Origin of the sequence: Butyrivibrio fibrisolvens (genome assembly GCF_023206215.1) — a bacterium.
In the GTDB taxonomy this organism is placed as follows: domain Bacteria; phylum Bacillota; class Clostridia; order Lachnospirales; family Lachnospiraceae; genus Butyrivibrio; species Butyrivibrio fibrisolvens_C.
Genome location: NZ_CP065800.1, coordinates 3,637,409 through 3,661,200, shown reverse-complemented (window position 1 = coordinate 3,661,200; position 23,792 = coordinate 3,637,409). Strand labels below are relative to the sequence as shown.

The following is a 23,792-nucleotide window of genomic DNA, read 5'->3' as shown; positions in this document are numbered from 1 at the left end:
TCTGTTGAGAACTAAAATGGTTTTGGATATAATTAAGCGGTAGAAAGGAAGAATAAGACGATGACAATAGAAGATTTGATCCAAATTGTAAAAGAAGCCGGAAACATCTTACTTACAGCAAAGCGTCCTAAGATAATGGAAAAGGCAGGACATGCAAACTTTGTAACTGAGACAGATGAAAAGGTCCAAAGATTCCTTGTAGACAAGTTAAAAGATGTCCTTCCGGAGTCTGAGTTTCTTGGAGAAGAAGATGGCAAAGACGCCTTTTCATCCAAGATGGCAAGTGGATTTTGTTTTGTGATCGACCCGATAGACGGAACCTCGAATTTCATCTATGAGTATAGACCATCAGTTATCTCTGTAGCTTTGTTAAAAGATGGAAAACCCTACATGGCAGTTGTATATAATCCGTATGATGATATGATGTTCTCTGCAGTCACAGGGCAGGGCGCATACCTTAATGGAGACAGGATAATGTCATCTGATGCGCCGCTTTCAGACCAGCTTGCCTGCTTTGGTACAGCGCCGTATTATGAAGAATACAGGGATAGATCTTTTGACATAGCCAAAAGATTATTGCCGCTATGCGTGGATCTTAGAAGATCAGGAACAGCAGCATGGGATATGTGCTGCGTTGCTATCGGCAGATGCGGACTGTATTTTGAACTTAAGATACAGATCTGGGACTATGCGGCAGCAGCACTTATTGCGGTGGAGGCCGGTTGCAGCGTTACCGATATCGAAGGAAGGCCACTTTCATATACAGGAGCATCATCAGCACTTTGTATGGCAAGAGGGGTCAAAGAAATACCGGATTGCTTTAAGTGATCATACAGATATTGCTAAAATACTGGATTGCTCTAAGCGACTATACATATTATAATTCATAGTGTTTCACTAGGATTGCCCATGTGGCAGGGATTAATGCCCGGATTTTTTATAAGTTAAGAGGATATGATAATGAGGGAAGCTTTTTTTGCCGGAGGATGTTTTTGGTGCGTTACTCCGATCTATAAAATGTATGGAGTTGATAAGGTGATCTGCGGATATGCTGGCGGAGATGAAGTTAATCCAACCTACGAGCAGGTTAAGCATCAGGAGACAGGCCACAGAGAGACGATCAAGCTTGTATATGATCCTGAGAAGGTTTCATATGACAGACTTCTTGATATATACTTTGCCAATGTTGATCCATTCGATTCAGAAGGCCAGTTTATAGACAAGGGATTCTCCTATACTCTTGCCATTTTCTATAATTCTGATGAGGAAAAAGAAATTGCTAAGGCCAAGATTGCCAAGATAGAGGCAGAATCAGGCAAGAAGGTTCAGGTAGAGCTTCTGCCTTATAAGAATTTCTATGAAGCAGAAGAGTATCACCAGGACTATTATCTTAAGAATCCTGAAGCTTTTGAAAAAGAGCTGATAGAATCAGGCAGAAAGAAGAGCTGATCGCTATAAATAGTGTATTCGAGCTGCCCGCTTGGGCAAAACAGCATTTCCAAAGCCTATACAGGGACAGCGGTATATAAATCATTGCCACACTGTTAATCGTTTTAAAATTCATGGCATGATATCTGGAGTTTTTTATTCTGGGGTCTGAAACTCGATTCGCGATAGTCTCGTGGACCCCTGGCAGAATAAAAATCTCCATCTATCACGCTCATGAATTTGATAAAACGATTAAAAAGTGTGGCAATGTTTTATATACCACTGTCCCTGTATAGGCTTTGGAAATGCTGTTTTGCCCAAGCGGGAAGTTTATAATAGACCTGCAAATACACTTGCAAATATTACAGTTAGGATTCCCGCTACAGCGATGGAAAGGGAACTCATAGCGCCTTCTATTTCCCCAAGTTCCATGGCTTTGGCTGTTCCGATAGCGTGAGATGCTGTTCCAAGGGCAAGTCCCTTGGATATAGGCTCGTGGATTCTGAAAATCTTGCATATAAGCTCGCCGAATATATTGCCAAGGACACCGGTTATAACAATAACGGCAACAGTTATAGTTACATAGCCGCCAAGCTCTTCAGATACGCCCATTCCGATTGCGGTTGTGATGGACTTTGGAAGAAGCGTTACATAGTTTTCGTGGGACAAGCCCATGAGCTTTGAAAGTACAAGTACTGTTACAAGACTCGTCAGAACGCCTGATAAGATGCCAAGGACTACAGCTTTGGCATTATTTTTTAGAAGCTCCCACTCTTCATACAAGGGAATTGCAAGGCAGACAGTAGCAGGCGTTAAGAGCCAGCTAAGATACTTGGTACCTTCGTTATAAGTTTCGTAGTCGACATTGCATCCTATAAGGAACAGAATCGTTACGATTATAGATATGAGAAGCGGATTTAATAATCCAAAACGGAATTTCTTTTTCAAAAAAGCTCCAAGTCCATAAGCTACAAGGCTTATTGTGACTCCGGCATAAGCACTGGTCTGCATAAACTGTGTCATGACATTTCTCCAATATTACTGATTTATAGATTGTATATGATATAAGTTTCGATTTCTGTTATTTAGTCTCTTTGCTCTTATCCTCGCGGATCACAATCTGTGAGACGATTCCGGTTGCACCCATTACAGTGATAATAGTTATGACTGTAATAACAGATACAGGCACAAGTACAGGCTTTAGGACGTTCCAGGAGGACATAAGCCCAACGCCTGCAGGAATGAACATTACAGGCATGATCTCTATAAGGAACTTGCCCGCGTCCTTGACCTGATCAAGTTTGATGATCCCTGTAAGAAGCAATATGAACAAGAATACCATTCCATAAATGCTGGCTGGAATAGGAAGTGGCAGGAGTTCCTTCAACACCTCTCCAAGTAGAGATATTGCCAGTATGATTAAAAACTGCTTTAAATATTTCATTATATATACCTCGAAAGTTTGAGTGTATGACTTGAAATCCACTTGAGGATATCGAACCTTACACATTATACTAGATGTGTTCCAGTAAGCAATTGACGTTTGTACTATTATTGTTCATAGATTTTAAATATATTTCGGCTATTTTTTAATGGCAGTTATTTAAACTTCGCACTTATCAAAAATATGCCATCCTTTGAGACAGCGTCGATACAGACAGTTAATACATTTTCATACATATATATTGTACAGACCAGCATCACCCTGAAAAGTCTTTCGGATGCTGGTTTCTTTATTGTTGAATTTAATACGTAAGAATGTGTACAATAAACAGTGTAGTAATAGTATGATAAAACGATATCTTATGAGGTCGAGTATGTCTGATCAAAAAGGGTTACATTATGATGCCTTTATTAGCTACAGGCATAATGAGTTTGACAGCTTTGTAGCTGAGAATCTGCACAAAAAGCTTGAAAACTTTAAGCTTCCAAAGTCTGTTCTTTCCAAGGTTAGAAGTGGTAAGAAGCGGATCGAAAGGGTATTTAGAGATGTTGATGAACTGCCGCTTACTGACAACCTATCTGACCCCATTACTACGGCACTTCAAAATTCTGATTTTCTAATTACTATATGTACCCCCCGATATCTTGAATCCAAGTGGTGTATGAAAGAGATAGAAGTATTTCTTCAGTCTCATCCAAGGGATCATGTTCTTGTGGTGCTGGCTGAAGATGAGCCTGTGAACTCTTTTCCCAAGATACTGTGCTACGAAGAAGTAAGATCCAGAAATGATAGGGGAGAGATTGTTATAACAAGGCGGGAACTTGAGCCACTGGCAGCTGACACAAGAGGAGATAACAAAAAAGAAGTTCTAAAAGCCATGGACACAGCAGTCATCAAACTATGCGCTGCGATCTTCGGACTTAATTATGATGACCTAAAGCAAAGACACAGAGCGCAGAAGATAAGAAGGCTTTCTATGATCTTTGGCAGTATCGGAGCTGCACTTTTGATCTTCGCGATCTTTGCAACTATCATGCTCATTAAGATCAGCAGTCAGAACCGCCAGCTTCGCTATGACCTTGCAACTACTATGGCCAATACTGCCGATAATCTATGCGCTGACGGAAGGAATAAAGATGCGGTCTATGCAGTAAGAGGCGCGCTGCCTGATGATGGGACTGATTATAATGAAAAGGCTTTAAGGGCGCTATATCAGGATATGGGCGTATATAAAGCTTCTGACATGTATGCGCCTGTCTGCACCTATGATGTAGGGAGCTGGGTAGAGAGCTTTGATATACTGCATGACGGGCAGGATATACTCGTGGCTGAGTCTGATGCTGCATATGTATTTGATATAGAGTCTTGTGATACAGTTCACGAGATCCTGAGTCCTTATCCCAATGGACTGCAGGCGGATCTGTTCGGAGAGGGAGTCCTATGGAGTACGCATCTTGGCAGTAATTTTTATTCTTTTGATTCGGGGCAAAATACTGAGATGGAACTGACTGATTTTGCACGCGCTTATCACAATGATGACGGATCACTGGCCATTGTTAGTGATGAGGGAAATCTTTATGGCATGGACGGTTTTGGGAATCTATTGTATACAATATATTTAAATGATATATTCACTTATGAAGAGCCTGAGCTTGCAGATGTATTTTGGAATCAGGATGAGGTGCTGTGCTGCTTTGGAGGATATGAGGGCTGGGGATATCTGTCATTTGATCCTCAAAACGGTGACATTATAAGTTTATATGAGAAAAAAGATGAATCTATCTATGAGCCTGTATTTGGCTATAATGATGGAATCTTATATGCAGCTATTTCAGAAGAAACAGATGAAGGCAGCAGGGTAAGAGTGTATGCAAATGATGTAGGATCAGGGGACATTTCTTGGAAGCTTTCAATAGATGATTTTGAAATGGAAATCGTAGATGCATATGATTTTGAAAACGGCAACCAAAGAATACTTGTAACTGAGGAGTTCATTTACTTCTATGGAGCTTATGAAGTTGCCGTCATCGATCCGATTCTTGAAGAGATAGTTTCAAGATATTCATACAATGAATACATCATGGAAGCCTGGATAATGAATGATGAGATGTACTTTATCTCTAACTATGGCAAAGTCTTTACATGCAGCGGATCGTACGGGCAGCAGGAAGTAACGGATACCTTTTTTACCAAAAAACCTGTGCAGTATATCAAAACTGCAAGATTCATTAACGGGGAACTGTATATACTCTTCTTAAATGCCAGTTATGTCATCAGGTATTCAAATAGTATAAGTCCCTTTGCAGAGGCGGTAGATGGTGAGTATGAGGAGACTTCAGTAGAGTTGTACTTCCCTGATCAGGTATTTGGCGACGAGGAATTATATGATTTTAATATAGATCTTGTTTCTGAGGTGGCTTTCTATTCTGATGATGAAAAATATTCTTTTGGCCTGTTCAATGATCATACAGCCAAGATCTTCGATGCAAGGACCGGAGAACTTATCACTTCTTTTGAAACAACAGAAGAGCACTTTAATGATCTTAGGTACTGTGACCTGACAGGCAGTTATATCTTGTCAGGCGAAAAGTCCTATATCTTCGATAAAGACATGCGGATAATCTGCATCATGGACAGGATAGTATGTGTGGAAGATGATTATTTCATAATGTACAGCAATGAATATGGATATATACGGATTCCATATATTGATTACAGCGGGCTTTGCGATCTGGCTGACGATTATCTTGGAGATTATGAACCGCCTTATACCGTCAAACAAAAGTACGGTCTTAACTGATCATGGGGGATGCTGATATGACTAGTGTTGATATGAGCAGTGTAGTGATAATTCTGGTTGCAGCTGCAGTTTTTCTGGCTCTCATCGTATGGTTTACAGTGGATGTCAGGCATGTTAAGAAGTGGACCGGGATATCTTTTCTTATAGCAATTGCAGGTGGTCTTATCATCTATGGTGCAATAGATGCTGACCAATTCAAGGATATGCCTGTTATCGCAGTGCTGCGCACAGTAGTTCATGTGGGGCGCATGTTTGGTAATGCAGGCGACGGATCCCATGATGCCTTTGTCGGGATAGTTGGAGACAGCATCTTCACGTCTATGTTCTACTGGCTGGTTCACTTTTTTGCATACTATTCTGTGGTCAGCGCCTTGGTTCTTGCTATTGGCAAAGATATTGTCAAGATATTCAGGACCTGGCTTCTTAGATTCAGGGATATTGAACTTATATATGGGATAAACGATGATTCGATAAGGCTTGGGGAGACTCTTGCCAGAAACAGACGTATATCATTAGTATTCGTAGGAACAGGAAGTGTTCCGGATAGCCTTGTTAACAGAACCGGCGCGCTTGTATATGATGATCCTGAAGCTATGAATGCCGGGCCTTCTTTTCTAAAAAGAATGTCTGTCAAAAAAGGCACCGGGAAAATCAGGATAAGCGCTCTGTCTATGGATGATGAAGCCAATTACAGCTATGCTGTCCGTATGCGCAGTAGTCTAAAAGAAACGGATATATCCCCTTCAAATACAGAACTTGTAATGTTTGTAAGGGCGGCATCTTTGGGAAATGAGCTTCAGAATTTTGAAGATAATTATGGATACGGCAGCGTTAAAGTGTTCGATAGAAGAGAGCTTGCGTCAAGACTCCTGTTTAGAGAGCATCCTATAGCTGATGTGATCACCTTTGATGATAAAGGCAGAGCCATGGATGATGCTCATATCCTCATGGTGGGATTTGGTAATATCGGACAGGAGATGCTTAGAAGAATAGTAGCTTTGGGACAATTCGAAGGAAGCACCTTGCATGTTCATATCTTCGATCCTGCTATAGATAAGATCGATGGATACTTCAAAGCAAGGTATCCGGGACTATTGGACAATTATGATATAAGCTTCAAGGCTGCAGATGCCAGAAGCAGCATCTACACAGAATATGTAAGAGAAGAGGCTGAGAATCTTAAATATATCATCATAGCTACAGGTAATGAATCTGTAGGTAATGAGATAGCATATGGCACGATAGATATACTGGCTTCTTGCGGCATATATCTTCCAGTCTACCAGTGTTACTACGACAAGATTATCCGCAATCATTATAAAGATGAATGCATAGTTACTAAAGTCATCGATGATGAAATACTGTATGGCACAAAGCTTGATGCCATTTCCAAGGAGATCAACCATTTCTACTACGGCGAAGGCGATGCTGATGAGCAGTGGAAGAGATGTGATTACTTCAGCCGCATGAGCTGCAACGCAAGTGCGGATTATCTACTGGGACTAATGAACAGGCTTGGACTTATGCCTGCATCAACTAAGTCTGAAAAGCTTTTGGCGGGATCTTCCTTGATCAAGCCTAATGAATCTGAAGATGAGTCAATACCAAGCAAGTTCATGGAATCAGGTGATGAGTCATTAGCATACAAAACGAGTAATTGTGAGATAAGTAATACGATATCTGATATTATCAGCGGTGAATTCCTTGAAAACCTTGCTAAGTCAGAACACCTAAGGTGGATGGGATTCCACTATTCTATGGGATATCAGCCCATGACTAAAAAACAGATCGATGAAAGAGTAAGACTATACCAAAAAGATAGCTCAGTTCGCATCTTGAAAGATGTAGAGCATAAGCGCCATGGATGCCTTGTACCATGGGATGATCTTGATGAGCTGTCAGATTTTGAAAACTCCTATACCGGCAAGAACGTTGATTATAAACAGATGGATAGAGAGAATGTCAAGGCAGTATGTAAGATCATAAGCCAGATGATTGATAAGAACGCAACCTGAGTTTATGAACAAGACTCCACCCAAGTTAGCGTAGCTTCAAGGGATGGAGACCATTTAAGAAAATATGTGTTTGTGAATCCTGAATGTATAAGGGTACACTCCAACTGTAACAAAAGATACGATCAGATACCTAAGGCTTCTGACAATGCCTGCTATAAGTGTTCCTGAATCAAGGAATTCTGCACTAAAAGGAAGCTTTAAGAGTGTGTTTAGAACCAGATATATAGCTACTCCAAAGAATATCCTAAGTACACAGCTGAGAGGATTTCTGGTATTTTCAAAGTGAACAAATCTTTTTTCAAATTCAAAGGCACCGTAGATTCCACCTACAAGTCCAAGACAGGTAAAATAGTCTGTTGTCTTGCAATACAAAAGCCCAAGACAAGATATCAGGAAGATCACAAGATACAGGATCCAGGTCTTTTCCTCAGGGATCTTGTTCCTGCAAAAAACAATAAACCATATGCACAGAAATCCCGAGATCCATCCTACGATAACATCTGTAGGATAGTGGACGCCCACGGCAACTCTGGAGAAACCGATCAGTAGGATGATAATGCCGCAGAGAATAGTAGCCCACTTCTTCCTGACTATCATGGCGATGGAACCAAAGGCAGCAGCTGCATTGGTAGAATGACCGCTTGGAAAAGATAGTCCCTGAGCTGAGATATCAAAAAGATCATGCTCAGTATCAAGAGGCCTGTAGCATTCAATGGATTCGTGGTCAAAATAGGGGCGCCTTCGCCAGAAGATATTCTTGATAAGTGGATTTATAATAACGCCAAGAACCAGGATGGAACCCACTTTCTCACCAATTCTTTTGTCATAGCACCAGTATAAAAATGCTATTAACAGTATGAGAAAATATTCTTCGCCAAGGGCTGAAAAATGTGAGACTATGCCAGCGCCCTTGTCTCCCAGAATCTGCTGTATCCATTCCATAAGTCTTACTTCAAATTCAAAATAAAAAGTATTACCTGTGACTGCGTCCATGATCGAGGCCTCCTGCCAATTCTTTTATTTGTAGACTTCCTGCTTGGGGATACCGGCCCGTCTAAGCGGGAAGTTTTAGTCTATTAATAGTAATTGTACTATAAATATATTAATATATGGCAATTTATAGATTTTTTATGACAGAAGCATAAAGGATATTAAGATATATCATTTATTTGAGGGTTTGCCAAGCTATTTTTGAGAGTCTGATCTTCGAGGAATTTCATTACATATGTTAACAGCCTGCGAATTGCTTCGCAGGCTGAATTATTATTAACTAATGATACATCCCTTCTTTAAGATGATATTTGCATACTGGCTTGTCTCGGATGTAGCGATGACGGCATATGCCTTTTTTGCCTCTTCATAAAAGGCAAAGCGTTCAAGAGTTCCGATGACTTTTGATCCTCTAGGATCAGCTTCATCTACAGCTTTCTTATATTTATCCCAGATAGATATATCAGCATTGTCTCCTTCGCAGCGTTCCATGAGTGTTACCGGCTTATCTTCATACTGATCGAGAGGGAATAGTTTTAGTATACTTTCAAGAATCTCCGGAACGCCGTGTCCGTCCATTCGTACAAGTATAGAATCTTTAGCTATAGAAGCGGCCGGGAAGTTGCCGTCAGCAATAACTATTGTATCTCCGTGTCCCATCTCGCATAGTACTTTGAGAAGATCCGGGCCGATGATCGGTGGTATACCTTTTAGCATAATATTGCTCCTTTTAATATTTTTTCATAGCATATTCTTTATATCAGGCAGCGGCTCTTTGAAATCAAATCCATAGAAGCGCATCGCATTGCCTCCAAGAAAAGCTCTTTTTTCTTCATCTGTGAGCTTGTTCGACTCTTCGATGAAGCGGACAGCCATAATATAAGTGATATCTGTCATGGTACGCGGGTAGTCGCTTCCCCACATAAGCTTGTCCATGCCGCAGATATCCCGGGCTGTGATGATGGCATCGATAGCAGAAGGGTAGGGGTAGAACTCTTTGTGGAAGAGCCAAGTAAGGCCGCCGCTTTCGATATATACGTTCTTGTTCCTGGCAAGAGCGATCTGCGATTCCCAGCCTTTAGTCGTGACCATACCAAAATGTCCTATGGCGATCCTAAGATCAGGGCATGAATCTATCACAGCCTGAAGAGAATCTACCTGAAGGTCTCCGTCAGCCATATCGATAGATATGAACATTCCAAGTTCCTGCGCCTTCTTGAATACTGCCATATGAGAAGTCAGATCCTGATCCTTAAGACGGCCTGCACAGATTTTGATTCCGTCAAATCCTTCTGTGTTAAAATCAGCATTTTCTTTATATAAAGAGCAGATTTTCAGGCGGTCTTTATATTTGGCTTTAGAACTAAGAAGATAACTGTCCTGATTGCCATCGATATATTCCTGGGTGATAACTGCGCCGTTAACCTTTGAATAGTTCATATTTGCAATAAGGCGCGTGGCGGTATTTCTATTATCATCCATATAGGGAGGCATCATCTGGCGAGTTTCGCCGCCAAAATCCGCAAGGCCGTTGCCAAGACCTATGACAGGCTTCCCATCCACAATTCCTTGCTGCACGTCCCATAGATGTACGTGTGCATCAATCTTAATACAATCCATAGTAACCTCACGCCTTTCAATATTTTTTACAAGTCTTTTTACGATGTGTCTGAATAATCTTTAGACTATTACACCAGTTCATTTTCTGAATTGTAGACAAAAGATTTCATCTTCAATATTTTAACGCTTCTGCTTGCCTCAGATGCAGATTCAGATATAGAATCTTCCGGTTTATTGACTTCTATAAGCACCTTGGAAAGTGATCCGTCGTTGTGAGTCAGAGCATCGAAAGCGCCTTTTGTATCATCAATCGGATATACATCACTTACCATGTCCATTACATTAACTTTGCCTGAAGATATGAGATCTATAACGGCTTCGAAATCTTTCGGATAGGAGTTCCTGCTTCCGAAGACGTTCAGTTCTTTTTTCAGAAGGATTGAGTGAAGGAAGGTGGTCTCTTTCTTGCCATTGCCTATCAATATGATCTTACCTGCAAATGCTGCGCAGTCTATGCAGTTTAGGAATGTGACACTGCTACCGCAAGCTTCGACGCATACATCGAAACCGTTGCCATCTGTGATCTTCATGGACTCTTCGAGAATGTCAGTTTTAGCTGAGTTGATAGTGCCTGTAGCGCCGAAGTGCATAGCCTTTTCAAGTCTTCCGTCAAGGATATCAGCAACATATACTCTCGCACCCTTGGCAACAGCGGATATCGTTGCAAACAGGCCTATAGGACCAGCGCCTACAACCAGCACTTTGTCAGAAGGCTTGATCTGTGTACGGCTAAGAGCGTGCCAGCCGATAGTGAAGGGCTCTACAAGTGCAAGCTCCTTGGCAGACAGGCCGCGGCCTGGATATATGCGCTCTATTGGCATTACGATATAATCACGAAAACTTCCGTCTCTCTGAACGCCCATAGTCTGGTTGTCAGTGCAGCAGTTAACAAAGCCCCTCTTACAGGAATAGCACTTGCCGCAGTTGAAGTAAGGGTTGCAGGTTACGATATCACCTGCTTTAAGTCCCTTGGAGTTCGCAGGTATCTCAACGATCCTTGCACTAAACTCATGGCCGGGGATCCTGGGATATGTGGTAAAAGGCTGATTGCCTGTGAAGCTTGCTACGTCTGCTCCACAGATTCCACAGTAGAGGACCTGAAGAAGCGCCTCGCCTTCACTGGGAGTTGGCTTCTCTGTCTCTACTACTGATATTTCAAATGGTTTATTTATAAGTACAGTTTTCATGTTTTTGATATATTGACCTCCACTTGGTTCTTTTGAATTGGTTTTATTAGGTGAATTGCCACCTTTTTTGTTTGAATATTTCTTGTTCAAGATAACAGCAGCTTTCCTAGGGGTATTATGTGATTCGCTATTATCTATCTCTGTTTACGTATTTCTCGTTCCAGATAACTGCTGTTTTAAGCGGTGAATTCTTGGAGTAGATCTTCTCTTTATAAGCCTTGATCGGATCGGCAGCGAATTCTTTTCTGTCTATGAGTTCGACGATCTCGTCGTAGTTACTCTTTGAGAGGAGTTCTATTGCTTTCTCCATGTGATCCTGCCTGAAATTGATGGAGGCTATGATGAGATGATTTTCAAATCCAAAAGGCATTGTGTCAAAAGAAATCTTGGGTCCTAAAGAGAAGCTGTTGTACAGGCCGTTGCATCCCAGCACTTTGTGCTCAAAAGCAATCCTGTGCTCGACATTACTGCCGCTGACGCCGATGAAAGTAGTAGCTCTTCCGCCAAGCTTTTTGATAATGGCATCTGCAAGCTCTTTCTCAGTATCATAAGTATTGCGAAGGTACTGTGCGCCGGAGTTCTTGACAGAGAAAGTTACCTTCTTGGAATCTTCAGGGCTTCTTGCTATGAACAGAATCTTAGCTTCAGGATACTTCTTGGATATGAGGTCGCCGATGAACATACCGGTAGTTCCAAGACCGAAGATGACTGTTCTGTCGAAGATCTCTTTTTGGGCAATCTCTCTGGCCGATGCCTCATCGCACTTATGTGCTCTCATAGTACGCCTGAAGTTGTGGGCGCTGCCCATGTCTTCCATGCGCTCTAGCTGGAATAGCATGCAGGCGAATGGATCAGGGAATACCATTTTTTTGGCAAAAGACAGATCGAGCTTGCCGTCATGTACATATCCATCCGGGATAGGCAGCAGCATGTCAGGATTGAAATATTCCTTGTCTGCAAAAAGCCCATCAGCCTTGTCGCAGCCGTATTCGAAATAGGTCTCATCTTCTGTGTATCTTGTAGGATCTATGGAATCACCGCCCCTTATCAGAACTATTGCGAAGCGGTTTTGTGAAGGAACCCATACGATGCCTTCGTGGCCGTTGACAAGCCTGTTCTTACCTTCAGGGAATTTGGCAGATAGTTCTCCCCTTTGCCCCATGTTCATGAGCTCATTGTCTGTGCCGCAAAAACCAACCATGACAGGCTCGCATAGTACGCTGTCGAGAAGCGGTTCCCCCTTAAGACGCTGCCTTTTGGTGTTCTCGATCTCTACATCGCCGTAGACCAAAGGCCTATTGGCATCATTTTGAAAATAAGTGCCTTTTACGATCATTTGTAACCTCCCCATTTATTGTATTTATTTGATGAAAACAGTGTATCTTGCTTAAAACTTCCCACTTGGACAGACCGGCATCCCCAAAGTCTTTACAGGGGGCAGGCAGTATATAAATCATTGCCGCGCTGTTAATTGTTTTATAATTCATGGCATGATATCTGGAGCTTTTTATTCTGGGGTCCAAACTCGCTTCGCTCAAACATGTGGACCCCTGGCAGAATAAAAATCTCCATCTATCACGCTCATGAATTCTATAAAACAATTAAAAAGCGCGGCAATGATTTATATACTGCCTGCCCCCTGTAAAGACTTTGGGGATGCCGGTCCGTCCAAGTGGGAAGTTTTAGTATTTTTATCGTTAGTTTACGAATGCTTAAGAGTGCAAGGCATCTAGAGATGCCTGTTTTTATTTTGACCGGAGAGAATTGTTGATGATGTTTTTTGAAGAAATAGAATAGTCCGGTCGTAATTATGAGTCAAAAGAAAATTTTGAATCATATCGCATGTATTTATATAACCCCCTGTACTAGAGCACTTTACTTTAAGCTTTATATAAGGCCATGAACTAGAGCTCTTTACTTTAAGGATAAATCAGATAATATATGCCTAACAATGTCATAGAATGACGTGATAAGGCGATTAATGTCGTATAATTACAGCTTTGCCTATATGATTTTGAAGCTGGACATTTTAGAATGGTATTAGAGATGGGACGTTCATTTGGGGCGTATTAAGCAAGGATATACTGCCTGTAGTATGGAAAATATGATCATGGCAGTAGGATAAAGCGGCAGACAACTGCCTAAAACAAGAAATCAAGAATCATGGCAGTAGGGTATATGGGAGGGTATCACTATGAAGTATCGAGATCTAAGAATTTCTTTTGAGTTATCAGATATAGAATTCACAATCTTAAGTATTGGAGAAGAGACGATTCTGACTCCCTTCCCCAAGCATAGCCACAGTAAGAGCAGCTATGAACTTCATTATATTAAGAGCGGGCATGGAACCCTTATTGCAGACAATGTGACATACAAGGTCGGCCCGGGGACATTTTTTGTAACAGGCCCGGGAGTCCTTCATGAGCAGATCTCAGATATGGATGACCCAATGGTTGAGTATGGCATGTATCTACAGGCTTTTGTTCCGGGGGTGGTATCTAAAGATAACACCATGTCTCTTTTTCTAAATACTGTTTTCTATATATGTGACGCCGGCCAGAAGCCTGCCTATATCATGGAGGAGATATTTAAGGAGTTAAGAGATACAAGGTACGGATATGAGCTTATGCTCAATGCTCTTATACAGCAGTTCCTGCTTACTATTACAAGACTTTACGAGAACGGAACTGTAAGACGTCAAAAGGCAGTGCTTGCAAGCCCTGCAGATATGACCTATCTCACTATAGAGGAGGCATTTCTATATGACTACAAGGATCTGACGCTTCCGGAACTTGCCAGAAGAGTTAATCTTGGCCCCCGTCAGACCCAGCGCCTTCTTAACAAGCATTACAACCTGACTTTCTCCCAGAAGAAGGCAGAGGCCAGGATGTCAGCGGCGCTCCTTCTTTTAAAGGGCACTACTAAAAGCATAGGTCAGATTTCTGAAGAGCTGGGATTCTCGTCTCCGGAGCACTTTACCAATACATTCAAGAAGTATTATGGGATGACGCCGGGCTCCTATAGAAGATTGGCGTAGATAGTTCACAGGTACATTTATTTGAGCCAAAAGGTACTATTGATACAGATATCATCTGCTCAAACCTGGTGATATTCTGTCACAAGAAAGCTTTGTTCAGAAGATTAATAAAAACTATAGACCATGATAATTATTGCGATATTTGTCGCATGTTTTGAGAAGAATTAAGGGTTTTAATATTGCAAAATTAGTGTATGGAAAAACTCAAACTTAACTTCATATCATGAGCAAAGCGAGTGGCTAATAAAATCAATACATTAAGTGGGGGCATATAATGGCAACTAATAATAATACAAAAATAAACTTATGGTACAAGCAGCCTGCAAGAAGATGGGAAGAGGCACTGCCTCTTGGATGCGGAAGACTTGGAGCCATGGTGATGGGCGGAGTATCCAGAGATGATATATTCCTTAATGAAGACAGCATCTGGAGCGGTAAGCCTACAGACAGGATCAATAAAGATGCTAAAAAGTATCTAGGAAGGATCAGGCAGCTTATAAGAGAGGGCAAGATCCCTGAAGCTGAGAAGCTGTCTATGATGGCACTTTCAGGTACTCCTAATTCTGAAAGGTCATACGAAACAGCAGGTAACCTTGCTATCTTTTTTGACAATGAAGGTGAATATACTGATTACAGACGTGAACTTGATCTTGGTACCGGAATTGTGACGGCTTCGTATAAGATAGGCAGCACTGAGTATACAAGGAAGTGCATAGCTTCTGCAGACTATCAGGTTATCGCATATCACATTGAAGCTGGAAGATCTGGTAGCGGCGATGATAGCGGCCTTTTGAACTTCTCTATGAGACTTGAAAGATGCCATAACAGGCAAGATGAGATCATATACGATGATGATGAGATCGGATTCCATGTAACATCTGATGAAGGACATCCCTTTGCTGTAAAGGCAAGGGTTGTGACAGATGGCGGCAGTATCACATCTATAGGCGAGCATCTTGTGATAGAAGGAGCCAGGGCTGCAACTATTTTTATTGATATACATACAAGCTTTTATGACAAAGACTATCTCAAAGCCGGAAGCGACAATCTTGACAGAGCTGCAGCCTCCGGTTGGGACAAGATACTTGAGAATAACATCAAAGACTTTGAAGATCACTTTAATACCATGTCCCTGAAATTGAGTAATGTTAACGCTAAAGATAATGCGCTCGGTGGTATCTCCAAAAGAGAACTTCCAACTGATGAAAGACTTGAAGCATTGAAAAAGGGAGAAGAAGATCCTGAACTTTTTGCAATCTATTTTATGTATGGTCGTTATCTTCTTTTTGCATCCAGTAGGGGAACATGCCTTCCGGCAAATCTTCAGGGAGTATGGAATAACAGCATGACTCCGCCATGGGAGAGTAAGTATACTATTAACATTAATGCTCAGATGAACTACTGGATTGCAGAGAGTGGTAACTTATCAGATTGTCATATGCCTTTCTTTGAGCTTCTAAAAAGAGTATGTGAAAATGGCAAAAAGACTGCCGAGAAGATGTATGGCTGCAGAGGTTCGGTGGCTCACCACAATACTGATATATATGCAGATACCGCGCCTCAGGATCATTGCATATCATCGACCTTCTGGATCATGGGCGAAGCGTGGATGGCAACTCATATCTGGGAGCACTATCTGTATACAGGTGACAGGAAGTTCCTTGAAGAGTATTTCTACATATTGGATGAGTGCGTGGCTTTCTTCAAAGACTTCCTTATAAGAAATGAAGAAGGCAAGCTCGTCACATCGCCGTCAATATCACCTGAGAATGTCTATATAATGAACAACGGCATAAGAGGCTGCATGTGTGAAGCTCCGACTATGGATATTGAGATATTGACTGAGCTGCTTACCGATTATATCAAAGCCGGGCAGACTCTTGATATTGATGAAAAGAAGATAAAAGATGCAAAAGATATACTTGCAGATCTTCCTGAGATTAAGATCGGCAGATATGGTCAGATTCAGGAATGGCTTGAAGACTACGATGAGCAGGAGCCTGGTCACAGGCATATATCCCACCTCTACGGAGTATATCCCGGAACTTCTATCAGCATAGACAAGACACCAGAACTTATGAAGGCTGCAAGGAAGACTCTTGAGAGAAGACTGTCTTATGGCGGCGGCCATACAGGCTGGTCCAGAGCCTGGATCATCGGATTGTATGCTCATTTCATGGATGGGGATAAGGTTTATGAGAACTTGAATGCCCTTTTGTGCCAGAGTACATTCAATAATCTTATGGATTCACATCCGTATGGAGCAGGCGCGATCTTCCAGATTGATGGAAACTTCGGCGCTGCTGCAGCGATGCTTGAGATGTTGGTTCAGGGCGATGGAGAGAGATTCCGACTCCTTCCGGCCCTTCCAAAACAGTTCTCTACAGGATCTGTAAGCGGCCTGTGCTTAAGAGGCGGATACGAGCTTTCTATGGAATGGAAAGATCAGAAGGTCACAAGCTATGAGATAAAGCGCAGGGAAAATACATCTTATGATGATACGGACAAAGAAATTGAAGTCGAAGTAAATGGAAAGAAGCAGGTTGTAAAGCTTTGAACCGGAAGTGAAAATTGCAATCTACTTAGCAGGTAAGAAACAATAGTATGTTCAAAACAATGTTGCTATTGATCTTAACTGGTTGTATAATTGATAACGATTTTCAGTTGAACATATTCTTTCGGGTTTCATGAATATGTGATAGAACGACATCTTCTGAGATGAGGATCAAGACACTAAATGTTTTTATGAGAAAGGAGAAGACAGCGATGACAAGAATTAACAGTTCTAAGGCAAGCAGAATCTTTGCCGGCATGATCGCGGTTCTGATGATTCTTGGCGTGCTGTTTTTTTCTTTCTATATCAGTTCAGAACTTGAGCATAACTGTACAGGTGGAGATTGCCCGATATGTGCAAGCATCCAGCAGTGTGAGAATGTTCTTCATAAAATAGGTGGCGGGATAGCATTGGCTGTTTCTATCATACTGCCTGTTTTACTTATTTGTGTTTTAATATATATTTCTGGCAATGATCTATTGCAGGCAACACCTGTTTCTAGAAAAATCCGTATGAATGATTAAAAAGACCTCCGGTGTGCTGATCTGTATGTACATGGCTTTATTTGTGTTGTCAAAAATCCGGCACAGATCATTTTTCTCTTTGATCATAATCCATGTATTTTTTAGCTATATCAGTCAGCATATCAGAAAATCAAATATTAGATAGCTATATCTATTGTATAGATAGTTATTTGTTACTGTTTGGCAATAGCCAAGCCTTTTTTGCATATTTTGATTTCTGGAGGTTTTTTATGAAAAAATATATATCTACTATCATTGCTACTGCTATGGCAGGTAGCTTTCTTTGCGCATGCGCTTCTGGCAACTCTTTGACTGAAAACTCCGCTAATAGTGCAGTTTCTGGGGACGCAACAGTATCTGATAATGGTGCTGATAATGCCAGCGGCGATACCATGAGTATCGTTACAACTATTTTCCCGGAATATGACTGGGTTATGAATGTACTTGGAGACAATGCGTCAAATGCAGAAGTTACAATGCTCCTTGATAACGGTGTGGATCTTCACAGCTATCAGCCTACAGCTGATGATATCCTTAAGATCTCAACTTGTGATCTCTTTATATACGTAGGAGGAGAGTCAGACGAATGGGTTGAGGATGCTCTTCTTGTAGCTACAAACAAGGATATGGTAGTGATCGATCTTCTGGATGTCTTGGGTGAATCTGTCAAGGAAGAGGAAGTAGTCGAGGGCATGCAGGAAGAAGACGAACACGACCATGCCGAAGATTCAGATCATGACGAAGATGCAGAACACGATGAGGGAGAAGTAGAATACGACGAGCATGTATGGCTCTCACTTAAGAATGCATCAGTACTGGTGCAGAGTATAGCAGATGCGCTTGAGACTATAGATCCTGACAATGCAGATACTTACAAATCCAATGCGTCAACATATATAGATAGCCTAAATGCCCTTGATGCTCGCTATGAAGAAGCTGTTAACTGCGCTACTTATAACACAGTTCTATTTGGTGACAGATTCCCCTTCAGATATCTTGTGGATGATTATGGTCTTGATTACTATGCAGCTTTCGTTGGATGCTCTGCAGAGACAGAAGCAAGTTTTGAGACGATAACCTTCCTTTCTCAGAAGGTCGATGAACTTGGACTTCCTGCAGTACTTACTATTGAAGGCAATGACCATCGTATAGCTGAGACTATAGTTGGTAATACATCGTCCGGCGATCAGCAGATTCTAACTATGGATTCCATGCAGTCCACAACATCCAAAGATGTAGAAAATGGTGCATCATATCTATCTATTATGGAAGACAATCTCGATGTACTGACCAAGGCTCTTAGCTGACGGATTATTTGAAATAAGGAGGAGTTAAATTAGAAATTAACTCCACAAATTGGTGTCGCGAGCTCCGCCAATTTGAACCATTAGTCACTTTCTTCGCTCGCGATATGAGGTTAAATATGGCATTACTTAAAGTTCAGAATCTGTCCCTGGGATATGATTCGCATGCAATTGTAGAGAATCTAAACTTTACAGTAAATACAGGAGATTATCTGTGCATAGTTGGAGAGAACGGCTCAGGTAAATCAACTCTTATGAAGACACTGTTACATCTTCAGGAAGCGATCAGTGGTCAGATTCTGACTGGTGATGGCCTTAAGAAAAATGAAATTGGATATCTGCCACAGCAGACCATAGTTCAAAAAGACTTCCCCGCATCCGTAAGAGAGATAGTTCTCTCCGGATGTCAGGGGCGAAGCCGCTTAAGACCTTTCTATAGCAAGGAAGACAAAAAGCTTGCAAGGATCAATATGGAGCGTATGGAGATACTTGACCTTGAAAAAAGATGCTACCGCGAGCTCTCAGGAGGCCAGCAGCAACGCGTCTTGCTTGCAAGAGCGCTGTGTGCCACAAGAAAAGTTCTTCTTATGGATGAGCCTGTATCAGGTCTTGACCCCAAGGTTACGGCACAGATGTATGAACTTATACAAAAACTAAACAAAGATGGAATAACCATTATCATGATCTCGCATGATATTGCAGCAGCAGTATCCTATGCAAGCCATATACTTCATATAGGCGATGACATTTTCTTTGGAACACGGGATGAATATAAAGAAAGCGAAGTTGGAAAGCTCTTCCTGATGCAGAACAAGATAGCTTTAAATATTACAAATACTATAAATGCTACAAATACTATAAATAATACAAATACTATAAAAACTATAGAAGCGCCTGGCTCAAATACAGAATCAAGACTCGGGCAGGGACAAGGAGGTCAGGCATGATATTCGATAAATTTATGATGTATCTTCAATATCCATTTGTGCGTTATGCACTTATAGTTGGTATACTTATTGCCCTTTGTTCATCACTTCTTGGGGTGACGCTGGTACTTAAGAGATTTTCATTTATCGGAGATGGATTATCCCATGTAGCCTTTGGTGCTATAGCCATAGCATCAGTTTTTAATCTGACCAATAAGATGCTTCTGGTACTGCCTGTAACTATCATAAGCGCGGTTCTTTTGCTTCGCACAGGTCAGAACGCCAAGATAAAAGGCGACGCTGCGATAGCTATGATATCAGTTGGAGCTCTTGCATTTGGTTACCTTATCATGAACATATTTTCGACATCATCGAACTTATCCGGTGATGTATGCAGTACTTTGTTTGGATCGACTTCAATACTTACTCTTACGCAGAAAGAGGTGTGGGTCTGCATAGTATTGTCGATTGCAGTTGTTATTATCTTTGTACTTTTTTATAACAAGATATTTGCAGTGACTTTTGATGAAAATTTTGCAAAGGCAGCAGGCACCAGCGCTGATACCTATAACCTTCTTATAGCGATAGTCATAGCAGTTATCATAGTACTTGCAATGAACCTTGTGGGTTCACTTCTTATATCCGCACTTGTGATATTCCCTGCGCTGTCAGCTATGAGGATATTCAGAAGCTTTAAGAGCGTTACGATATTCTCTGCAATATTGTCGGTGATATGTGCTTTTGGCGGTATGGTCATATCTATTCTTGCAGGTACACCAGTTGGATCAACGATAGTTGCAGTGGACGTAGCAGCTTTTGCCATATGCAGCATTATCGGATTTATATCAGGCAGAAGATAAGTAATATAAAGAAGAAAAGTAAGATAATGAAGTACCCGAAGGAGTAATAGATCATCATGAAAAAGAATATATGCTTATTGTATATTATATCGCTAATGTGTATAGTATCAGGCTGCGGAGATATTGCGCCGTCATCGAGAACTACAAGTTTGTCGCCAACTGTTGGAGATGTACTTGAAGCAGGAATAGAAGCAGAAGACAGTAAGAATACCACGTCAGAGCAAAACGATTATAAAAGTGAAAACAGTACTTCTTTTCAAGATGCTGTATCAGACAATGCCGTAAGCAATATGAACTCTCAGGATATAGCATCGTCTGATAATTCTGCAAGCGGCAGATCCAGCGGTGTGAATGAAAATGCTCCTTTACCTGAATCGGTGGATGATTCTGCAGTGCTTGGAAATAGCGAAGAAGGCATCGATATAGATCTGACAAATGCCTCAGCTACAGTAGTGTATTCTGAAGTATATGACATGATGTACTTCCCGGAGAACTATGTGGGCAAAACCATAAAGATGGACGGACTATTCACCTATTACTATGATGAAGCCATGGACAAGTACTACTTTGCCTGCATTATTATGGATGCCACAGCATGCTGCTCTCAGGGAATTGAATTCGAGCTTACTGATGATTATGTATATCCTGATGATTATCCTGAGGATGGCGGAGATATCTGCGTAGTAGGTACATTCGATACCTATGAAGAAGAAGGCTTTACTTACTGCGTGTTAAGGGATGCAAGGCTTTGCTAGTGTACTGACTCCTTCATATTTAATCAAATTACTTGGCTATGAATTTATCTACATCGTCATAAAATCTTGCCAATGGTTATAGCTGTGTTTATATAAAGGCTTTTGGGGTGCTGTTTTTTTGAGTGGTAGTTTAAGTTAGTAACTAAACATGTAAGTAAAAACCTCTTTAGGTTGTGGTATACCCTAAAGAGGTTTTGGCGTCTGGAATCATATCAATGACGGACCCTGGAAAAAATTTTTCTATATTATGGAAAATTGATGTAAATTAATATTAATATTGATATATAATAGGTTGTTCGAATAATACATGGCATGCTAATGGCATATAAATCAAACTTCAGATTAGGCGGTAAGTATCCTTGAAGGCATTGATGGGGCAGACAGATAATAAAACATTTCCACGCTTTTAACTGTTTTATAAAATTCATGAGCGTGATAGATGGAGGTTTTTATTCTGCCCGGGGTTCACCTGTCTGAGCGAAGCGAGTTTGAACCCCGGAATAAAAAGCTCCAGATATCATGCCATGAATTTATAAAACAGTTAATGCGTGGAAATGTTTTATTATCTGTCTGCCCCATCAATGCCTTCAAGGATACTGTTCCATCTATGTGTTGAGTAAAGAATCAAACAGGAGAGATATAGTGAATCTTTTTGACATAATTGGCCCCATAATGGTAGGCCCCTCAAGCTCCCATACTGCAGGAGCTGTAAAAATCGGATACGTATCAAGAAAGCTGATTGGAGAGCCCATAGCAGAAGCAACTATCAATCTGTATGGCTCCTTCCTTGCTACAGGTAAAGGACATGGTACCAGATTTGCCATAGCGGCAGGACTTCTTGGTATGAAGCCTGATGATAAGAGGATACCGGACAGTTATAAGTATGCTGAGGAAGCTGGTATGAAGCTGACATTTGGAGAAGCAGAGCTTCATGATGTGCATCCCAACTCTGCCCAGCTCATATTAAAAGGAGTCTCTGGTAAAGAGCTCGAAGTAGTCGGAGAATCTGTCGGAGGATCGCTGATCAATATAGCCCAGATAGACGGAATCGCTGCTAACTTCTCAGGAGATTATCCGACACTGATAGTTCATAACGTAGATCAGCCCGGACATGTTGCAGAAGTTACCAGTATGCTTGCACATAAATCTATTAATATAGCAACAATGCAGCTCTACAGATCCAGTAGAGGCGGCGAGGCTGCAATGGTAATAGAGTGTGACAAAGAAGTCCCTGCAGAGTCCATTAAGTGGCTTGCGCATCTTGAGGGAATTAATAAGGTTACGTATTACAGTCTTTTGAACTAAGAATATATATGAGGTTAAGTTTGAAAATGATTCATTTTCAAACCCAAATTGATGACGCGAGCTCCATCAATTTGAACCATTAGTCACTCGCGACATGAGGTTATAAATGAGTTTTTCTAAATTGACAGATATAATAAAGCAGGCAGATGAGCATAATATAGCTTTCTGGGAAGTGATAATGCATGATGACATGCAGGAGAGGAATGTCACTGATAAGGAAAGTTTTGATGAGATGCTGGTAATGCTACGTGCCATGAGAACAGCAGATGAAGAATATGATCCAAGCCTTATCTCTGCAAGCGGACTTGCAGGAGGTGATGGCGAGAAGCTTCATCAGTATAGACTTAAAGAAAATAAGCTTCTTGGCGATTATATATCTCAGGTTATGGAGAAAGCTATCAAGATGGGCGAATCCAATGCCTGTATGAAAAGAATCGTAGCAGCGCCGACAGCTGGTTCCTGCGGAGTTATCCCTGCAGTCCTTCTGACTTATGAAGAGCAGAAGGGCGTATCTGAAGAAGAGATAGCTAAGGCACTGTTTGTGGCAGCAGGAATAGGAGAAGTTATAGCAGCAAGTGCCTGCATATCAGGGGCTGGTGGCGGATGTCAGGCTGAGATAGGTTCTGCAAGTGCGATGGCAGCAGGAGCTCTTACTTATCTTGAAGGCGGAACCAATGAACAGATAGTTCATGCAGTAGCTCTCTCTCTAAAGAATATGCTGGGACTTACCTGTGACCCAGTAGCCGGCCTTGTAGAAGTTCCCTGCATTAAAAGAAACGTCTCCGGAGCTGTTAATGCTGTAGTATCATCTCAGATGGCTATGGCAGGCATCAAAAGTGCCATAGAACCTGATGAAGTCATAGATTCTATGAGAAGAATCGGCAAGCAGATACCGGAGTGCCTTAGAGAAACATCAAGAGAAGGCCTTGCAATCACACCTTCCGCAATTGCAGTAGCCAAAAGATTAAAATAAAGAACATAAACTTTTTTTTACAAGCTGGAAATAACGATTATATATTCAAACTTCCCACCTGGACGGTGAT

At 41.4% G+C, this 23,792-nt stretch carries 19 protein-coding genes and 1 pseudogene; 13 read left to right on the top strand and 7 right to left on the bottom strand.

All coding sequences use genetic code 11. From position 1 onward, the window contains the following. The first annotated feature begins 60 nt into the window (after positions 1–60). On the top strand, positions 61–828 hold the full coding sequence (locus I7804_RS15280; RefSeq protein WP_248404072.1) for an inositol monophosphatase family protein: 768 nt from the start codon (positions 61–63) through the stop codon (positions 826–828). A gap of 132 nt (positions 829–960) precedes the next feature. Then, positions 961–1,449, top strand: a complete 489-nt coding sequence (msrA, locus tag I7804_RS15275) for a peptide-methionine (S)-S-oxide reductase MsrA (RefSeq protein ID WP_248404071.1) — start codon at positions 961–963, stop codon at positions 1,447–1,449. A 309-nt stretch (positions 1,450–1,758) separates the two neighbouring features. Here the strand turns inward: msrA and I7804_RS15270 are convergent, their stop codons facing one another. Together I7804_RS15270 and I7804_RS15265 are read right to left on the bottom strand one after the other, a co-directional pair. Continuing rightward, positions 1,759–2,451, bottom strand: coding sequence for an LrgB family protein (locus I7804_RS15270; RefSeq protein WP_248404070.1), 693 nt, complete (start codon positions 2,449–2,451; stop codon positions 1,759–1,761). A 58-nt stretch (positions 2,452–2,509) separates the two neighbouring features. Beyond that, complete coding sequence (locus I7804_RS15265) at positions 2,510–2,872, bottom strand: CidA/LrgA family protein (RefSeq protein WP_248404069.1); 363 nt, start codon at positions 2,870–2,872, stop codon at positions 2,510–2,512. 373 nt (positions 2,873–3,245) lie between these two features. Here I7804_RS15265 and I7804_RS15260 point away from each other — a divergent pair, with 373 nt between their 5' ends. After that, positions 3,246–5,672, top strand: coding sequence for a toll/interleukin-1 receptor domain-containing protein (locus tag I7804_RS15260; protein ID WP_248404068.1), 2,427 nt, complete (start codon positions 3,246–3,248; stop codon positions 5,670–5,672). Between the two features lie 17 nt (positions 5,673–5,689). Continuing rightward, complete coding sequence (locus I7804_RS15255; protein ID WP_248404067.1) at positions 5,690–7,687, top strand: hypothetical protein; 1,998 nt, start codon at positions 5,690–5,692, stop codon at positions 7,685–7,687. A gap of 54 nt (positions 7,688–7,741) precedes the next feature. Here I7804_RS15255 and I7804_RS15250 read toward each other — a convergent pair whose 3' ends face one another. The 5 genes from I7804_RS15250 to I7804_RS15230 all read right to left on the bottom strand — a co-directional run bounded on the left by I7804_RS15250 (position 7,742) and on the right by I7804_RS15230 (position 12,820). Continuing rightward, positions 7,742–8,680, bottom strand: a complete 939-nt coding sequence (locus I7804_RS15250) for a phosphatase PAP2 family protein (protein WP_248404066.1) — start codon at positions 8,678–8,680, stop codon at positions 7,742–7,744. 273 nt (positions 8,681–8,953) lie between these two features. Continuing rightward, positions 8,954–9,394 (bottom strand): RbsD/FucU family protein, encoded by a 441-nt coding sequence (locus tag I7804_RS15245; protein ID WP_248404065.1) that lies wholly within the window; start codon positions 9,392–9,394, stop codon positions 8,954–8,956. 24 nt (positions 9,395–9,418) lie between these two features. Further along, positions 9,419–10,297 (bottom strand): amidohydrolase family protein, encoded by an 879-nt coding sequence (locus I7804_RS15240; protein ID WP_248404064.1) that lies wholly within the window; start codon positions 10,295–10,297, stop codon positions 9,419–9,421. Positions 10,298–10,365: 68 nt separating this feature from the next. Beyond that, positions 10,366–11,484, bottom strand: coding sequence for a zinc-binding alcohol dehydrogenase family protein (locus I7804_RS15235; protein WP_248405980.1), 1,119 nt, complete (start codon positions 11,482–11,484; stop codon positions 10,366–10,368). Positions 11,485–11,614: 130 nt separating this feature from the next. Beyond that, complete coding sequence (locus tag I7804_RS15230; protein WP_248404063.1) at positions 11,615–12,820, bottom strand: hypothetical protein; 1,206 nt, start codon at positions 12,818–12,820, stop codon at positions 11,615–11,617. A gap of 858 nt (positions 12,821–13,678) precedes the next feature. Between I7804_RS15230 and I7804_RS15225 the strand changes: the two genes are divergently transcribed. The 9 genes and pseudogenes from I7804_RS15225 (at position 13,679) to sdaAA (ending at position 23,722) form a co-directional block, all read left to right on the top strand. Further along, positions 13,679–14,521: an AraC family transcriptional regulator gene (locus I7804_RS15225; protein ID WP_248404062.1), complete on the top strand. Its 843-nt coding sequence runs from the start codon at positions 13,679–13,681 to the stop codon at positions 14,519–14,521. A gap of 274 nt (positions 14,522–14,795) precedes the next feature. Further along, positions 14,796–17,078: a glycosyl hydrolase family 95 catalytic domain-containing protein gene (locus I7804_RS15220; protein ID WP_248404061.1), complete on the top strand. Its 2,283-nt coding sequence runs from the start codon at positions 14,796–14,798 to the stop codon at positions 17,076–17,078. Positions 17,079–17,287: 209 nt separating this feature from the next. Further along, positions 17,288–17,599: a hypothetical protein gene (locus I7804_RS15215; protein ID WP_022758239.1), complete on the top strand. Its 312-nt coding sequence runs from the start codon at positions 17,288–17,290 to the stop codon at positions 17,597–17,599. 230 nt (positions 17,600–17,829) lie between these two features. Then, complete coding sequence (locus I7804_RS15210) at positions 17,830–18,906, top strand: metal ABC transporter substrate-binding protein (protein ID WP_248404060.1); 1,077 nt, start codon at positions 17,830–17,832, stop codon at positions 18,904–18,906. 116 nt (positions 18,907–19,022) lie between these two features. After that, positions 19,023–19,706: pseudogene (locus I7804_RS15205) on the top strand (metal ABC transporter ATP-binding protein); the annotation flags it as partial. 140 nt (positions 19,707–19,846) lie between these two features. Beyond that, positions 19,847–20,689, top strand: coding sequence for a metal ABC transporter permease (locus I7804_RS15200; protein WP_177174895.1), 843 nt, complete (start codon positions 19,847–19,849; stop codon positions 20,687–20,689). 56 nt (positions 20,690–20,745) lie between these two features. After that, the gene (locus I7804_RS15195; RefSeq protein WP_248404059.1) at positions 20,746–21,444 is read left to right on the top strand and encodes a hypothetical protein; all 699 of its coding nucleotides are present in this window, start codon (positions 20,746–20,748) and stop codon (positions 21,442–21,444) included. Between the two features lie 642 nt (positions 21,445–22,086). Continuing rightward, on the top strand, positions 22,087–22,749 hold the full coding sequence (gene sdaAB, locus I7804_RS15190) for an L-serine ammonia-lyase, iron-sulfur-dependent subunit beta (RefSeq protein ID WP_248404058.1): 663 nt from the start codon (positions 22,087–22,089) through the stop codon (positions 22,747–22,749). A 106-nt stretch (positions 22,750–22,855) separates the two neighbouring features. Continuing rightward, positions 22,856–23,722 carry an L-serine ammonia-lyase, iron-sulfur-dependent, subunit alpha gene (sdaAA, locus tag I7804_RS15185; protein ID WP_022753066.1) on the top strand — a complete coding sequence of 289 codons (867 nt, stop codon included), beginning with the start codon at positions 22,856–22,858 and terminating at the stop codon, positions 23,720–23,722. Positions 23,723–23,792: the final 70 nt, after the last annotated feature.

What these genes read in the sequence shown, in the direction of transcription:
- I7804_RS15280 (WP_248404072.1), top strand. Translation starts at nt 61, where the DNA reads ATGACAATAGAAGATTTGATCCAAATTGTAAAAGAAGCCGGAAACATC.
- msrA (WP_248404071.1), top strand. Translation starts at nt 961, where the DNA reads ATGAGGGAAGCTTTTTTTGCCGGAGGATGTTTTTGGTGCGTTACTCCG.
- I7804_RS15270 (WP_248404070.1), bottom strand. Translation starts at nt 2,451, where the DNA reads ATGACACAGTTTATGCAGACCAGTGCTTATGCCGGAGTCACAATAAGC.
- I7804_RS15265 (WP_248404069.1), bottom strand. Translation starts at nt 2,872, where the DNA reads ATGAAATATTTAAAGCAGTTTTTAATCATACTGGCAATATCTCTACTT.
- I7804_RS15260 (WP_248404068.1), top strand. Translation starts at nt 3,246, where the DNA reads ATGTCTGATCAAAAAGGGTTACATTATGATGCCTTTATTAGCTACAGG.
- I7804_RS15255 (WP_248404067.1), top strand. Translation starts at nt 5,690, where the DNA reads ATGACTAGTGTTGATATGAGCAGTGTAGTGATAATTCTGGTTGCAGCT.
- I7804_RS15250 (WP_248404066.1), bottom strand. Translation starts at nt 8,680, where the DNA reads ATGGACGCAGTCACAGGTAATACTTTTTATTTTGAATTTGAAGTAAGA.
- I7804_RS15245 (WP_248404065.1), bottom strand. Translation starts at nt 9,394, where the DNA reads ATGCTAAAAGGTATACCACCGATCATCGGCCCGGATCTTCTCAAAGTA.
- I7804_RS15240 (WP_248404064.1), bottom strand. Translation starts at nt 10,297, where the DNA reads ATGGATTGTATTAAGATTGATGCACACGTACATCTATGGGACGTGCAG.
- I7804_RS15235 (WP_248405980.1), bottom strand. Translation starts at nt 11,484, where the DNA reads ATGAAAACTGTACTTATAAATAAACCATTTGAAATATCAGTAGTAGAG.
- I7804_RS15230 (WP_248404063.1), bottom strand. Translation starts at nt 12,820, where the DNA reads ATGATCGTAAAAGGCACTTATTTTCAAAATGATGCCAATAGGCCTTTG.
- I7804_RS15225 (WP_248404062.1), top strand. Translation starts at nt 13,679, where the DNA reads ATGAAGTATCGAGATCTAAGAATTTCTTTTGAGTTATCAGATATAGAA.
- I7804_RS15220 (WP_248404061.1), top strand. Translation starts at nt 14,796, where the DNA reads ATGGCAACTAATAATAATACAAAAATAAACTTATGGTACAAGCAGCCT.
- I7804_RS15215 (WP_022758239.1), top strand. Translation starts at nt 17,288, where the DNA reads ATGACAAGAATTAACAGTTCTAAGGCAAGCAGAATCTTTGCCGGCATG.
- I7804_RS15210 (WP_248404060.1), top strand. Translation starts at nt 17,830, where the DNA reads ATGAAAAAATATATATCTACTATCATTGCTACTGCTATGGCAGGTAGC.
- I7804_RS15200 (WP_177174895.1), top strand. Translation starts at nt 19,847, where the DNA reads ATGATATTCGATAAATTTATGATGTATCTTCAATATCCATTTGTGCGT.
- I7804_RS15195 (WP_248404059.1), top strand. Translation starts at nt 20,746, where the DNA reads ATGAAAAAGAATATATGCTTATTGTATATTATATCGCTAATGTGTATA.
- sdaAA (WP_022753066.1), top strand. Translation starts at nt 22,856, where the DNA reads ATGAGTTTTTCTAAATTGACAGATATAATAAAGCAGGCAGATGAGCAT.